This window comes from Vibrio sp. Vb1755, assembly GCF_033338635.1.
GTDB lineage: Bacteria > Pseudomonadota > Gammaproteobacteria > Enterobacterales > Vibrionaceae > Vibrio > Vibrio alginolyticus.
The window spans coordinates 139,493-153,182 of sequence record NZ_JAWOTA010000005.1 but is presented as its reverse complement, the minus strand read 5'-3'; the positions used below and the strand labels follow the sequence as shown (position 1 = coordinate 153,182).

At 44.2% G+C, this 13,690-nt stretch carries 11 protein-coding genes; 7 read left to right on the top strand and 4 right to left on the bottom strand.

Annotated elements, in window-relative coordinates:
• Positions 1-41: 41 nt before the first annotated feature.
• Together R7E00_RS07410 and R7E00_RS07405 are read right to left on the bottom strand one after the other, a co-directional pair.
• Positions 42-1,982, bottom strand: coding sequence for an alkaline phosphatase D family protein (locus R7E00_RS07410; RefSeq protein ID WP_054576905.1), 1,941 nt, complete (start codon positions 1,980-1,982; stop codon positions 42-44).
• Positions 1,983-1,991: 9 nt separating this feature from the next.
• On the bottom strand, positions 1,992-2,342 hold the full coding sequence (locus tag R7E00_RS07405) for a hypothetical protein (protein ID WP_005377676.1): 351 nt from the start codon (positions 2,340-2,342) through the stop codon (positions 1,992-1,994).
• Positions 2,343-2,576: 234 nt separating this feature from the next.
• On the opposite strand from R7E00_RS07405, the gene R7E00_RS07400 reads away from it, so the two are divergent.
• Positions 2,577-3,881 carry a MipA/OmpV family protein gene (locus R7E00_RS07400; RefSeq protein WP_054576927.1) on the top strand — a complete coding sequence of 435 codons (1,305 nt, stop codon included), beginning with the start codon at positions 2,577-2,579 and terminating at the stop codon, positions 3,879-3,881.
• 62 nt (positions 3,882-3,943) lie between these two features.
• Positions 3,944-4,333, top strand: coding sequence for a hypothetical protein (locus tag R7E00_RS07395; protein ID WP_262606087.1), 390 nt, complete (start codon positions 3,944-3,946; stop codon positions 4,331-4,333).
• 94 nt (positions 4,334-4,427) lie between these two features.
• Here the strand turns inward: R7E00_RS07395 and R7E00_RS07390 are convergent, their stop codons facing one another.
• Positions 4,428-5,012, bottom strand: a complete 585-nt coding sequence (locus R7E00_RS07390) for an FMN-dependent NADH-azoreductase (protein WP_213973197.1) — start codon at positions 5,010-5,012, stop codon at positions 4,428-4,430.
• A gap of 185 nt (positions 5,013-5,197) precedes the next feature.
• Between R7E00_RS07390 and hrpA the strand changes: the two genes are divergently transcribed.
• The 5 genes from hrpA (at position 5,198) to R7E00_RS07365 (ending at position 13,025) form a co-directional block, all read left to right on the top strand.
• Positions 5,198-9,184 carry an ATP-dependent RNA helicase HrpA gene (hrpA, locus tag R7E00_RS07385; RefSeq protein WP_262606086.1) on the top strand — a complete coding sequence of 1,329 codons (3,987 nt, stop codon included), beginning with the start codon at positions 5,198-5,200 and terminating at the stop codon, positions 9,182-9,184.
• Positions 9,185-9,366: 182 nt separating this feature from the next.
• A complete protein-coding gene (locus R7E00_RS07380; RefSeq protein ID WP_021033871.1) occupies positions 9,367-9,846 on the top strand; it encodes an outer membrane beta-barrel protein in 480 nt (159 codons plus the stop codon).
• A 199-nt stretch (positions 9,847-10,045) separates the two neighbouring features.
• Entirely contained in the window at positions 10,046-10,561 is a 516-nt protein-coding gene (locus tag R7E00_RS07375) for a porin family protein (RefSeq protein WP_262606085.1), read from the top strand.
• Between the two features lie 372 nt (positions 10,562-10,933).
• Positions 10,934-12,514 (top strand): BCCT family transporter, encoded by a 1,581-nt coding sequence (locus R7E00_RS07370; RefSeq protein WP_005394224.1) that lies wholly within the window; start codon positions 10,934-10,936, stop codon positions 12,512-12,514.
• A gap of 121 nt (positions 12,515-12,635) precedes the next feature.
• Positions 12,636-13,025 (top strand): ATP-binding protein, encoded by a 390-nt coding sequence (locus tag R7E00_RS07365; RefSeq protein WP_065646747.1) that lies wholly within the window; start codon positions 12,636-12,638, stop codon positions 13,023-13,025.
• A gap of 19 nt (positions 13,026-13,044) precedes the next feature.
• Here R7E00_RS07365 and R7E00_RS07360 read toward each other — a convergent pair whose 3' ends face one another.
• The gene (locus R7E00_RS07360; protein ID WP_005394228.1) at positions 13,045-13,683 is read right to left on the bottom strand and encodes a sugar transferase; all 639 of its coding nucleotides are present in this window, start codon (positions 13,681-13,683) and stop codon (positions 13,045-13,047) included.
• Between the last annotated feature and the right edge of the window lie 7 nt (positions 13,684-13,690).

Below are 13,690 nucleotides of genomic sequence, written 5' to 3'. Positions count from 1 at the left end.
ACTTGCCTCTTACAAAGGGCAAGTCATTTTGGGATTGATACTCAGCTTTCAGCACGTGTCGGTGGAAAATGAACTTCGTCACCATCACTCGTCAGAATACTAATTTGACTTGGTTTGCCTTCATCATCAAGGCGTAGCTCACCAATGGCACTATGGTTAACCAAGCGATAAAAGTTGTGCGTACTTGGTGCGCGTTTGTAAATCTTGAGTCGTTTACGTTTTGTGAACCAGTTTAAAGGTGAGCGAGGGCTGTATAGCAGTCTATCTAGGCCATCACACATATTGAGCAGTTGTGTAGGGAACTGATTTTTAATTCCACTACAGGTGATTTGATAGATATTCGGACTGTTTTTTCGATAGCGGAGCTTAATATCGTATGCAAAAGAGTAGTGCACGTCGCCAGAGAGAATAACAAAGTTAGTTGGTGTCTTTGTGTGTGTGAAAATACTAATAAGAGTATTCGCACTTCCGGGGTGAGCCATCCAGTTTTCAGCATCAACCATCAATGGTTTACCAAGCATGGTCACCACACGTTGTAGTGCTTCGATAAATTTCACACCAAACATTGGCGCGGCAGAAACAATAACAACCTTGTCTTGATGCACGAGCTCCTGATGGAACTCAATCATCGCTTCCCAGTCCATTAAGCCAGAAGGTTTGTTCATTTTAGACTCAGAACGCCAGCGTCTGGTTCGTGTATCTAGCACGACAACTTTTGGTGTCGTAGGAATAGTGTAGTGCCAATTCTCAAAGCGATACAAATATTGAATAAATGCATCTTGGGTTTGCGAGGTTCGCTCATCGATAAAGCGTTGAGCGAGGCTCATAAATTCATCATTGAATTTTTCTGGCGCATTTCCCCAACCTTGGCAAAGCCAGTAAGCAATCAAGCTATTACCGATAATGCGTTTTGCAAACGTGTTGCTGTATGCGGCTTGTTCCCAGCCTATGGTGAGATTCCAATCGTCGGTGACATCGTGATCATCAAAAATCATATAGGTTGGAATGTGAGCGAGTAAGCGTTGAACCTTGTCCAGACCTGCGACGAATTTATCAATTTGTTTTTTTTCTTCGCGCCATTGCTGCTGCCATTTGGGTTCAAGAACTTCTCCGCCGACAGTAAATTCGTTTTCTAATAAACGATCCGTTCGAACAAGCTTCCACAAGGTCGGAGACCAAACCAATAAGTACATTGCAAAGCACTCTGCAAAGCTTATTAGGTGATTCTCACACTCTTTGGCGCTGAATATTGGTGTCCCTCGGTGTGGAAAAAACTTACTTAGTAAACTGTCATCACTCACATAATGAGGCAACAATTTATCTCGACCATAATAGCAAGCAGGGTGTTGGTAGAGGTCATTGGTATTTTTTATCGGAGCTTGATCGAATTCTTCGCCTGGCAAACCCAATAAAGCTATGACTTGCTCAATGGCATCGAGAGTGGGGCCTGCAACATGGTCTGCATAGATTTGATCACCACTCATGATGAGCATATCTGGTCTTTCTTCAATGGATTGAGACGCGATTTTATGATCCGCAGCGACCAATGTATCATCACTGAAGTGATGGGGATTACGGCAAGAGCCATGTAAGAGATAATCCGCTTTTTCACTAACGAGGAACTCAATACCCAAGTTTGGCGTATTATCTCGCTCATAAGTCAGGTGAGGGAGCAGTTCCGTCACTAAGCCATATTGCGTTTTTATTTGATAGCGTAACGCTTGATGGGTTGGAAACTCGCCTTCTAATTTAAGTAAGCAACACCACGCATTGAGGCCGATTTGAAGCTGTTCTTTTTGTTCACTTAAAGGGGCTTGATAAAGGATGGAGGCATTTTCATCCGTAATTTGCACCATACCCTCCAAGCGTTGGGTGGTGACTAGCCAAATATTGATTTCAGTTGCGGTCACTTTACGTAGGATCGGACCTGCAACGACAAGAGGAAGTGAAGAAATTTCAGTCGTGTTCATCAATGCTGGCAAAACGGCTCCTTATGTGTCAGCTTCTTCTTCTAATATTTCGATAACTTGCGAGCTACTAAGTTCATGTCCCATAAGGAACAAACCAAGCATCGCATCGGCTTTTGACGCGTTATCACTGTCTTCATCCAAAATTTGCTGAAGCCGAGTTCTAATCAGGTCGATTTCGTGTTCGACGAAGCCACGCCCTTCTTCGTCACCTTGACCATCTTCTGGAGCATTATCAAAGTGCAAAAACAACATGTCACCATCGAGTTGAGTCCCTATCAACCTCTCTGGCAGCCATGCTTCTCCCATCACAATGTCTGGGTCTGTATCTGCGGGTAAATGATTCAAGGTAGAGATGAGTTCTGATGCTTTCACTTTTTACTTCATTATGTTTGATTTAGAACTAAGCTAGAGTTTAAGCGCTTGTTGTGATGGTAAAATATTCGCAAACAAGCTCACCTAGTCGTCAATATTAATATGATCTTGGGACTCAAACTGTCACGAGGATGACAACATTTGCCATTGTAACGGCTATCATCAGCAGAACATAAGCTTTTAATGGCAAATCATTGATGTTTGCCTGCTTCTCAACCAACATTTTTCGAACTCATGAAGAGATTAATTCTAACAACACTCGCTTTACCTTTAGCTGCGGCAGTTTCTTCTGCGCATGGTTCAGAAGAACAAACGTGGGGGATTGCTGCGATGTATCGCACAGCATCGATTCCGTTTTATACCGCCGATAATGACTCTACGGTGAGTACATTTGTACCAATGATGTTCTTTGAAAACGAACATGTGTATATCAATGGCATTGAAGGTGGCGCTTTTTTGTATAACGAGAGTGATTCTGACTGGCGTGCGAGCGCACTCATGCGATTGAGATTTGTCGATATTCCCATGTCACTACAAAATGCTAATGAAGGGGACAGAGTCGATTTCGGTGGGCAAGTGCGTTATAGCATTAACGACAATTGGCGCGCAGAAGTAGAGTTGATGGCGGACGACGAACTCCAGTTTCACTCTAATTACCGCCTTGCTGCCAATTATGTATTTGGGGATTGGGAATTAGAGCCATCGATTACGATTCGATACAAAGACGCTGATTTCAATAGTGAATATTATTCCTTTAAGGATATTACTGGCGAGAGAATTGGAGCTGGGCTTGACACCAATCTTGGTATTAAAGCGCGTTACCATGTAACTTCAAATTTGTATTTATTGGGTGAGACGAGTGTTACTCGCTTAGATGATAACGCCTACAACAGTCAGCTTGTAGAAGATCGATATCAGGGAGAAGTGTTTGTCGGTTTTGGCTTTTTCAACGATAAAAGCAAAGCTCCGAAACCGACACTGAGCAATAAAGCATATCTACGTATTGCGCATGGTTGGGCGACGCCTTCGAACATCGGTGAAATATTTAGCTTTGAGAGAGAAAAAGACCCATACGACAATCAACTTACTTCATTGTTTTATGGGCATCCATTAACGGATGAGCTGTTTGGTTTTCCTCTTGATATTTATTTAACGCCAGGGTTGGTTCATCACTGGTCGTCCAGTGTTCAGTCTGCGAGCACAGAATACGTCATGGCGATTAAGGCTTATTATACGGTTAATTGGCCTACGACTTGGCGATTTGGTGTAGCGGAAGGTGTGTCATACATTGATAGCATTACCTATATTGAAGGCACAGAAATGGAAGACAAGGGTTATACACCAAGCAAGTTGCTCAACTACCTAGATTTCTCGTTTGATGTCAATGTAGGCGATCTCTTCAACCAAAAGAGCTGGAACAATATGTGGGTGGGCTATTCATTGCATCACCGCTCGGCGATTTTTGAAAGCGCTTCCCAGTTTGGGCGAATTAAAGGTGGGAGCAACTACAATACTATTTATTTCCAGTTCGAGTTTTAGCGCATCGCGAGATGCATATAGGTCGGATTTGCAACTGACTTATTTATCGCCCATTATGAGTAATGATGAATAATACTATGCTGCTTTCAACGAGAAATTTCGTATATCGTGCCAGAGTTAAGGCTGTTTGTGATGCATCTGATGAATCGGATGGCATGAGCACCATGAGTATCGACTCCTCATTCAATCTTCAAATTGAAGCGATAAATTGTACCAACGCTGAATTTGCTAAACGCTTCTTTGCCATTCACGGAGAAGGGCATTTGGAGGGCGATGAATGGTTGGTGTTGTACGTCAACTCTCTTGACGTTAAGGCGGGAGACAATATAGAAGTGCGTAGCGATGTCGCGTTTAATGCGATGATCGAGAATATGATAAGCGAAGCTGAGCGGTCTTTAGAAAAAGTCTACCTCGATGCAATACGCAACTTGGAGAAAGTGAATCGTTTTTGACGATGTAAGAGACCCTATAAATACGATCAAGGCATCATGATCCAAAAAGGGATTGGCGCGAACCAATCCCTTTTGTATTCTGGTTTATTCTAACTTACGCCATTGTTGCAAGTTGGCTTTGCGCTTCTGAAATGCCTTTTGCAGCCGCATCTTCACCCATGTTTAGCGCTTCTGCGTAAACAAATTCCACATCAGTGATTCCTACAAAACCCAGCACAGTGCGTAGGTACGGCGTAACGTTGTCAGTTGGTGAATCTTTATGAATACCACCACGAGTCGTTACTACAATCGCCTTTTTACCTTCAATCAAACCTTGAACGCCGTTTTCTGTGTATTTGAATGTCACGCCTGCACGAGCAATCAAATCAATCCAGTTTTTAAGCTGAGTCGGGATGGTGAAGTTGTACATTGGAGCGGCAATAACCAAAGTGTCTGCGGCCTTTACTTCTTCAATAAGGGTGTCAGACAAGTCGACCACCGCTTGCTGTTCTTGTGAAAGATCTTCCGTAGCGCGCAGTGCAGTCGCAACGGCGAAGTCCAAAACAGGTAGCGGGTTTGCAGCCAAATCACGAACAGTAAGCTTGTCTTGGTCTACATTTTCGATGAAGTCTTCAACCAATTTGTTTGATTGAGAGTAATCGCCAAGGATGCTTGATTTTAGAGCTAGTACACGAGACATAATGGTTATTCCTTAAATAAGTGCTTTCGACTATGGGAGCCATTATAAGCAACGTAAGTGAGTTCAAAAGCCTAGCGATTCGCTGAACATGTTCGAAAAAATTGAATGAGCTTTCGGTTATCTTGTTACAGATCTTGTGTGATACAATCCGCGCAGTTTTTGTAATGAAAAGAATAGGAAACGCTTTGACTTCGTCACAGCCCCCAAAAAAGAATCTAGCTGAAGAGCAAGCGACACCGTCAAATGGTGCGCAAAAAGCGACAGCGAAACAAGCTCAAACACCTCAGGCTCAAGTGAATAGCGCGGCATCTCTGCGTAAAGCGCTGAATCAGTGCATGATGCGCGACCGTTTCCGCTTGAGTAAACGTATTTCTGGTGCAAGCAAAATTAAGAAGGACGCAGCGCGTAATGCTGTGTTCGACGAAATCGCATTAGACATCGCAAAATCCATGATGGTTGCAGAGCAGCGCAGCAACTACAAACCAACGATTGAATACCCAGAAATCCTGCCTGTAAGCCAAAAACGCGACGATATTGCGAAAGCGATCGAAGAAAACCAAGTGGTTATCGTCGCGGGTGAAACCGGTTCTGGTAAAACCACTCAGCTACCAAAAATCTGTGCTGAGCTTGGTCGCGGTAAATTTGGTCTGATTGGTCATACTCAGCCTCGTCGTCTTGCAGCGCGTTCGGTTGCTAACCGTATTGCCGAAGAGATGGAAACCAAGCTTGGTGAGTTTATTGGTTACAAGGTTCGATTCAACGATCAGATCTCTGAAAATACCCAAATCAAATTGATGACGGACGGTATCTTGTTGGCTGAAATTCAGCATGACCGTTTCTTGAATCAATACGACACCATCATTATCGATGAAGCGCACGAGCGCAGCCTGAACATCGATTTCATCTTGGGTTACTTGAAAGAGTTGCTACCACGTCGTCCTGACTTGAAAGTGATCATCACGTCGGCAACCATCGACCCTGAGCGTTTTTCAAAACACTTCAACAATGCACCAATCATTGAAGTATCGGGTCGTACTTACCCAGTAGAAACACGTTACCGCCCACTAAGCGGTGATGACGACAATGATCGTGACCAGCTTGAAGGCATCTTCGAAGCGGTAGATGAACTGTGCGATGAAGGTTTAGGTGACATCCTGATTTTCATGAACGGTGAACGTGAAATCCGTGATACCGCAGATGCATTGTCCAAACGTAATCTGAAGAGCACGGAAATTGTGCCGCTTTACGCGCGCTTGTCGGCAGGTGAGCAGAATAAGATTTTCCAACCTCACACTGGTCGCCGAATTGTACTGGCAACCAACGTGGCAGAAACCTCGCTAACTGTTCCGGGCATTAAGTACGTTATCGACCCGGGTACGGCGCGTATCAGTCGATACAGTTACCGTACTAAGGTTCAGCGTCTTCCAATCGAGCCAGTTTCTCAGGCGAGTGCGAACCAGCGAAAAGGTCGTTGTGGTCGTGTGGAAGAGGGTATTTGTATTCGTCTGTACTCAGAGGAAGATTTTGAGTCACGCCCAGAGTTTACTGATCCTGAAATCCTGCGTACCAACCTAGCGTCGGTTATCTTGCAAATGACGGCACTTGGTTTGGGTGATATTCAAGCGTTTCCGTTTGTGGAAGCACCGGATAAACGTAACATCCAAGACGGCGTGCGTTTGCTGGAAGAGCTTGGTGCGATTAACTCTGAGGTAAAAGACCCGAAAAAGCGCCTGACTTCCATTGGTCGCCAATTAGCGCGTTTGCCAATCGATCCGCGCTTGGCGCGTATGGTATTGGAAGCGCCAAAATATGGTGCGCTTAAAGAAGTGATGATCATCGCAGCTGCCTTGTCGATTCAAGATCCACGCGAGCGTCCTTCCGACAAACAACAATCTTCAGACGATAAACATCGTCGCTTCTTCCATGAAGAGTCGGACTTCCTGACATTTGTGAATTTGTGGGAATACATCCAAAAGCAGCAAAAAGCCTTGTCTAGCAATCAGTTCCGCAAACAGTGTAAGCAAGACTATTTGAACTACTTGCGCGTTCGCGAGTGGCAAGACGTGTACTTCCAAATTCATCAGTCGATGCGTGAGATGGAGTTCAAGCTTAACGACGAGCCCGCTTCTTACCATGGCGTACACAGTGCCATTTTGGTTGGTTTGCTGTCGCACATCGGCATGAAAGACCAAGAAAAGAATGAATATCAAGGCGCGCGTAATGCTCGTTTCCATATCTTCCCTGCATCAGGTCTATTCAAGAAACAGCCTAAGTGGATCATGTCTGCTGAGTTGGTGGAAACCTCAAAACTTTGGGGTCGTATCATCGCAAAGATTCAGCCAGAATGGATTGAGCCGTTAGCTAAACACCTTATTAAACGCAGTTACAGCGAACCACATTGGTCGAAGAAACGCGCTGCGGTGATGGCGCACGAAAAAGTCATGCTTTACGGCGTACCAATCGTACCGAAACGCTTGGTCAACTACGGCAGTATCGATTCGACCATAAGTCGCGAAATCTTCATTCGTAGTGCATTGGTTGAGGGTGAATGGGAAACCAAACACGCGTTCTTTAAGCAAAACCGTAAGCTTCTGCAAGAAGTGGAAGAGCTTGAGCATAAATCTCGTCGTCGAGACATCTTAGTGGATGATGATGAGCTGTTTGATTTCTATGACCAACGCATTGGCACCGAAGTGGTGTCTGGTAAACATTTCGATACGTGGTGGAAAAAAGCATCGAAAGAATATCCTGAACTGCTGAACTTTGAAAAAGAGATGCTGTTCAAGGGCGATGCTAGTCATGTCACCGACTTGGATTACCCGAACTTCTGGCATCAAAATGGTTTGAAGCTCAAGTTGAGTTACCAATTTGAACCAGGCGATGATAGTGACGGTGTCACAGTGCATTTGCCGTTGCCGATTTTAAACCAAGTTGAACCAGCGGGCTTTGATTGGCAGATCCCAGGTTTACGCCATGAGCTTGTGGTTAGCTTGATTAAATCGTTGCCAAAGACAATTCGTAAGAACTTTGTGCCTGCGCCGAACTATGCCGATGCATTCTTAGCACGCGTTACGCCAATGGAAGCGCCGCTGCTAGATTCATTAGAGAAAGAGTTGCGACGCATGACGGGCGTAGAGGTACTGCGTGAAGACTGGAACTTGGAACAGGTGCCTGAACACTTGAAAGTCACGTTCCGAGCGGTTGATCATCGAAATCGTAAACTGAAGGAACATAAAGACCTTCACGAATTGAAAGAGAGCTTGAAAGACAAAGTTCAAGAAACGCTTTCTAAAGTTGCGGATGACGATATTGAACAGCAAGGTCTGCATACGTGGAGCTTCGGTGAATTGCCGAAAGTGTATCAACAAAAACGTGGTGGCTACGATGTAAAAGCGTATCCAGCACTTGTTGATAGCAAAGACAGCGTTGAAATCAAACTCTACGAAACGGAGTACGAGCAGATAACGGCAATGCGTGCTGGTCAGCGTCGCCTAATTTTATTGAACGTACCGTCGCCAATTAAATATTTGCACGCTAACTTACCGAACAAATCGAAGTTGGGGTTGTATTTTAACCCTTACGGCAAAGTGCTTGATCTGATCGATGACTGCATTGCCTGTGGTGTCGATAAGCTTATTGAAGAGCAGGGTGGCTTAGTTTGGGAGCCAGAGAAGTTCGAAGCATTGAAAGAACACGTTCGTGCTGAATTGGGTGACACCGTTGTAGAGATCGCTCAACAGGTTGAGACTATTCTGACCACGGCGTTTAGCATCAATAAGAAGCTAAAAGGCAAGATCGACTTCACAATGGCGTTTGCTCTGTCCGATATCAAAGCACAAATTGAAGGCTTGATCTTCAAAGGCTTTGCAACGGAATGTGGCTGGAAACGCTTGCCGGATATTCTTCGCTACATGCGCGCGATAGAGCGTCGTATGGAGAAGTTGCCAATCGATCCAAACAAAGATCGTTTACATATGCTGAAGATTGAATCTGTGACTCAAGACTATAAAGAGTTGTTGAACAAGATCCCGAAAGGTGTGGCCATTCCTGAAAATGTAAAAGAAGTGCGTTGGATGATTGAAGAACTTCGCGTGAGTTACTTTGCTCAACAATTAGGCACTCCTTATCCTGTTTCTGATAAACGAGTCAAAAACGCGATTGATGCTTGCTAATCAACCAGTAAAATAGTGTCAGATTTGTAATTATCGCTTAAGAAGTTGCTGGTACACTAATTGCTAGTAACTCAATAAGCATTATTTTTTAGTTCTGGGAGGCAATAGTTCGCCTCCCTTTATTTGTAGTACCAACGACTGAGTTATGCAGACGTGGGAATAATAAAGAGTAAAGGTAGATGATGAAAAAAACTCTATTAGCAGTGGCGCTACTTGGCGCATCTTCTGCGGCAATGGCGGATTCTTGGATTTACGGTGGTGCAACAGTAGGTCAGTCTGACTACAAAGGTGAGACGGACACATCATACTCTGTTCACGTTGGTACAGGCATTCTACCTATCATTGGTGTTGAAGCTGGTGTAACACAACACGGTGAGTTCAACGTAAATGGTCAAGACACTAAGCTAACTTCTTACTACGCAGCACTTAAGCCAAGTATCGACTTCGGTCCGCTACACGTGTACGCAAAAGGTGGTTTCCATCAGTGGGACAAAAAAGTGAAAGGCGGCAAAGACGATGACGATTTGGACCTAATGTACGGTGTGGGTGCTGAGTACTTCATTTTTGGCCCGATGTCTGTTGGTGCTAGCTACATGAACTACACTGCTGGTAAAGACGATATCAGCACGTTCTCTGTTAACGCAACACTACATTTCCTATAAGCGTCAAGCTTTCTAACACCATATGAAACACACCGGCTTTATGCCGGTGTTTTTTTGTCTGGAAGTCACAAAACAAAAGTTGAACATAAATTATTCACTTTTAGAGTCTTAAAATGCCTATGCTTTCCAATATATAGTGGCGATTAAATGCGCATATTTGCGTAATGTTTCGCTTAGGAATCGATCAGGAAGGGATAGTATGAAAAAAACACTCTCGTTATTAGCTCTAACGTTGTGCTCAACATCAGCAATGGCTGACTCATGGATTTACGCTGGCGGTCAAATTGGTCAATCTGATATTGATAGCGAAAACGATACAACCTACGGTATTCATGTAGGTACTGGTATTTTGCCATTCATTGGCATTGAAGCAGGCTACTTTAATCACGGCAAAGTGGATTTATCTTTGAGTGGCAGCAGGGGTAGTGCTGATTTTGATTCATTCTATTTAGCGGCGAAACCTAGTATCGACTTCGGCCCGTTACACGTTTACGCAAAAGGCGGCATCAATGCATTCAACGTTGATTATGACGGCGGACTGAGAAACTTAGACAAAGATGATGGCGTCTCTTACATGTATGGTGTTGGTGCCGAATACTTCTTGCTTGACAATGTGTCTGTGGGCGCGAGTTATCAAGCGTTTGGCGTGGATATTGACAGCGATAGTGACACCGTGAGCAGTGTGACGGGGAATATTACCTTCCATTTCCTATAATAATCAGTCTCTATGAAAACGTTACTGACTTGGTTTCATCGCTATCTTTGAAACCAAGTCAGTGTTACTTATCTCAATTTACGCGCCCATCAATGATAAAGCCACAGAGCGCAAGTATTTCCAGTGCTTTTCGAACGATCAAATTACGATAAAACCAATCATTAGACCTCATAATTTTTGTGTTGATATTATTTTGTTCTTATCTGCTTTTAACTGAGTCAAAAATGCAATAAATGGCGATTTTTTGCAAAAATATGTGATTGCTGCTAAACTTCGCCCCGCTTTAAAACTTTAGAGTTCAAATTAATGGAGGGCGGTATTGGAGTTCTTCTCACCTGAGGGGCGTTTCAAATTCACGTTAAATTTGTATTTATGGATAATGCATTTAAAAAATATAGTATCGACACAACAGACTATCAGGTTGGACAGGACAACGTTCAAAAGTGGGGATTCGACATACATAACCCCGTTTTTGGCATCAGTGCGGGTCTCGTTGTTTTCTGTCTAATTTCACTTCTTCTTGTTGAGCCAACCACTGCTCGTGATGTATTAAACGGTCTGAAAAACGGAATTATCGAACAGTTTGATGCGTTCTTTATGTGGTCGACAAACTTCTTCTTATTATTCGCTGTTGCTCTTCTTTTTTCTCCGCTGGGTAAAATCCGCTTAGGTGGCAAAGAAGCAACGCCGGATCACTCAACCGTTTCTTGGTTGTCGATGCTCTTTGCTGCTGGTATGGGTATTGGCCTTCTGTTCTGGAGTGTGGCGGAGCCGACCGCGTACTTCACTGATTGGTGGGGAATGCCACTGAACGCAGTGCCATACACAGAAGAAGCGAAATCTCTCGCGATGGGTGCCACCATGTTCCACTGGGGTGTGCATGGTTGGAGTATTTACGCACTCGTTGCACTAGCACTTGCGTTTTTTGCTTTTAACAAGGGTTTACCGCTTTCATTGCGCGCGGCGTTTTATCCAATTTTTGGTGACCGAGCATGGGGTTGGTTAGGGCATGTTATCGACATTCTTGCCGTTTTATCCACGCTGTTTGGTCTTGCAACGTCGCTGGGTCTCGGTGCTCAGCAGGCGACCAGTGGTATTAACCATGTCTTTGGTCTAGAAGGCGGCATTGGTACACAAATGATTGTGATCACCTTTGTTACCTTTATCGCGGTGCTATCAGTAATTCGTGGTATTGATGGTGGTGTTAAGCTACTGAGTAACGTCAATATGGTGGTTGCGTTTGCCCTGCTTATTTTCATTACCTTTATCACGTTTGATACGGCGTGGGGTTCGCTACGCGACACAACAATGGCTTACATTGAAAATATTATTCCGTTGAGCAACCCCCACGGTCGTGAAGATGAAACTTGGATGCACGGCTGGACGGTATTCTACTGGGCTTGGTGGGTATCTTGGTCACCGTTTGTTGGTATGTTTATCGCGCGTGTGTCTAAAGGTCGTACGGTTCGAGAATTCCTGTTCGCAGTGATCGTTATTCCTACTGTCGTTACCTTGATTTGGATGTCTGTATTCGGTGGTATCGCGCTTGACCAAGTGGTGAATAAAGTGGGGGAGCTAGGTGCAAATGGTCTAACTGATATTTCACTGACTCTGTTCCATGTTTACGATGCGCTACCGTATAGCTCAGTGATTTCAATGCTTTCTATCGTGCTGATTCTGGTGTTCTTTATTACATCATCAGACTCTGGCTCACTGGTTATCGATAGTATCACTGCGGGCGGTAAGATTGATGCACCAATTCCACAGCGTATTTTCTGGGCTTGTATTGAAGGTGCAATTGCAGCCGTTATGCTTTGGGTTGGTGGTAAAGAAGCCTTGCAAGCATTGCAGTCAGGCGTGGTTGCAACGGGATTACCGTTTACCTTTGTTCTGTTGTTGATGTGTGTAAGCTTGGTTAAAGGGTTAAGAACCGAACTGTCAGCTTACAAATAAACACTATCCACTATTGAATTTAAATGCCGAGCCTAATGCGCTCGGCATTTTTTATTTCTACTTTTCTTTTTCAATAATTCCGTTACAGTTTGGGCTTATTCCCACCTCATTTAACAGCATTATGTCACTGGCTAAACTCATTCTTATTCGTGGACTTCCAGGTTCAGGCAAAACAACGTTAGCAAAGCAACTCGCGATAGAGCTTGGTGCTAAGCATTTTGAAGCTGACATGTATTTTGAAAATGATGAAGGTGATTATCACTTTAACCCGACTCAATTGCCCCAAGCGCACGAATGGTGTTTTCAGCAAACTCGAAAGTGGTTGAACAAAGGGAAAGTCGTGATTGTGAGTAATACGTTTGTTCGGCACTGGGAGATGAAGCGTTACTTGGACTACTGCGTGAAGAAGCGCATTGAGGTGGAAGTTAAAGTGTGTCGCGGAGCGTATCAAAGCATTCATGATGTACCACCAGCGACCATCGAAAAGATGCGACGCCAGTGGCAAGAGTGACCGTTACCAGAACCAGGGGTTACTGACCTCGTCCGTCAATCATCACAACGAATGTTTTGCTCATGATTGAAAGGTCCATTGAAATCCAAGAGTAGAACGAACCTAAGCTTAGTGCGTAACTGTGGTCAAAACCAACTTTACGTCGTACATCTTCAATGCAAGCATCATAGCCTTGGTTAACTTGCGCTAGGCCTGTAATTCCTGGTAATACGCCATATGTGCGTTCTACAAAATAAGGGATTTCATCTTCCAACTTTTGGTAGAAAGCAGGGCGCTCTGGACGTGGCCCGATCATCGACATTTCACCTCTCAACACATTAAACAGCTGTGGTAACTCATCTAAACGGGTCTTACGTAAAAAACGTCCTACTGGTGTGATTCGAGGATCATTCTCGGTTGCCCAAACTGCACCGGAGCGTTGCTCCGCATCAATATACATGGTGCGAAACTTCATGATTTGAAAAAGATCCATTTTTTCTGGTGTACAGCGCCCAACACGCAGTTGACGATAGATCACTGGGCCTTTTGATGTGATTTTTATAGCTAGCGCGATAAATGGGAATAGTGGTGCAGTGACGAGCAAAATAAACATTGCAACCAGTACATCAAACGTTCTTTTCGCGTGGCATACATTTGAATCGTAGCGTGAGTTTTTCATGATGCTT

Coding starts and splice junctions, on each gene's coding strand:
- R7E00_RS07365 (WP_065646747.1), top strand. CDS start 12,636: ATGTCACTGGCTAAACTCATTCTTATTCGTGGACTTCCAGGTTCAGGC.
- R7E00_RS07360 (WP_005394228.1), bottom strand. CDS start 13,683: ATGAAAAACTCACGCTACGATTCAAATGTATGCCACGCGAAAAGAACG.
- R7E00_RS07370 (WP_005394224.1), top strand. CDS start 10,934: ATGGATAATGCATTTAAAAAATATAGTATCGACACAACAGACTATCAG.
- R7E00_RS07400 (WP_054576927.1), top strand. CDS start 2,577: ATGAAGAGATTAATTCTAACAACACTCGCTTTACCTTTAGCTGCGGCA.
- R7E00_RS07395 (WP_262606087.1), top strand. CDS start 3,944: ATGATGAATAATACTATGCTGCTTTCAACGAGAAATTTCGTATATCGT.
- R7E00_RS07390 (WP_213973197.1), bottom strand. CDS start 5,012: ATGTCTCGTGTACTAGCTCTAAAATCAAGCATCCTTGGCGATTACTCT.
- R7E00_RS07375 (WP_262606085.1), top strand. CDS start 10,046: ATGAAAAAAACACTCTCGTTATTAGCTCTAACGTTGTGCTCAACATCA.
- R7E00_RS07380 (WP_021033871.1), top strand. CDS start 9,367: ATGAAAAAAACTCTATTAGCAGTGGCGCTACTTGGCGCATCTTCTGCG.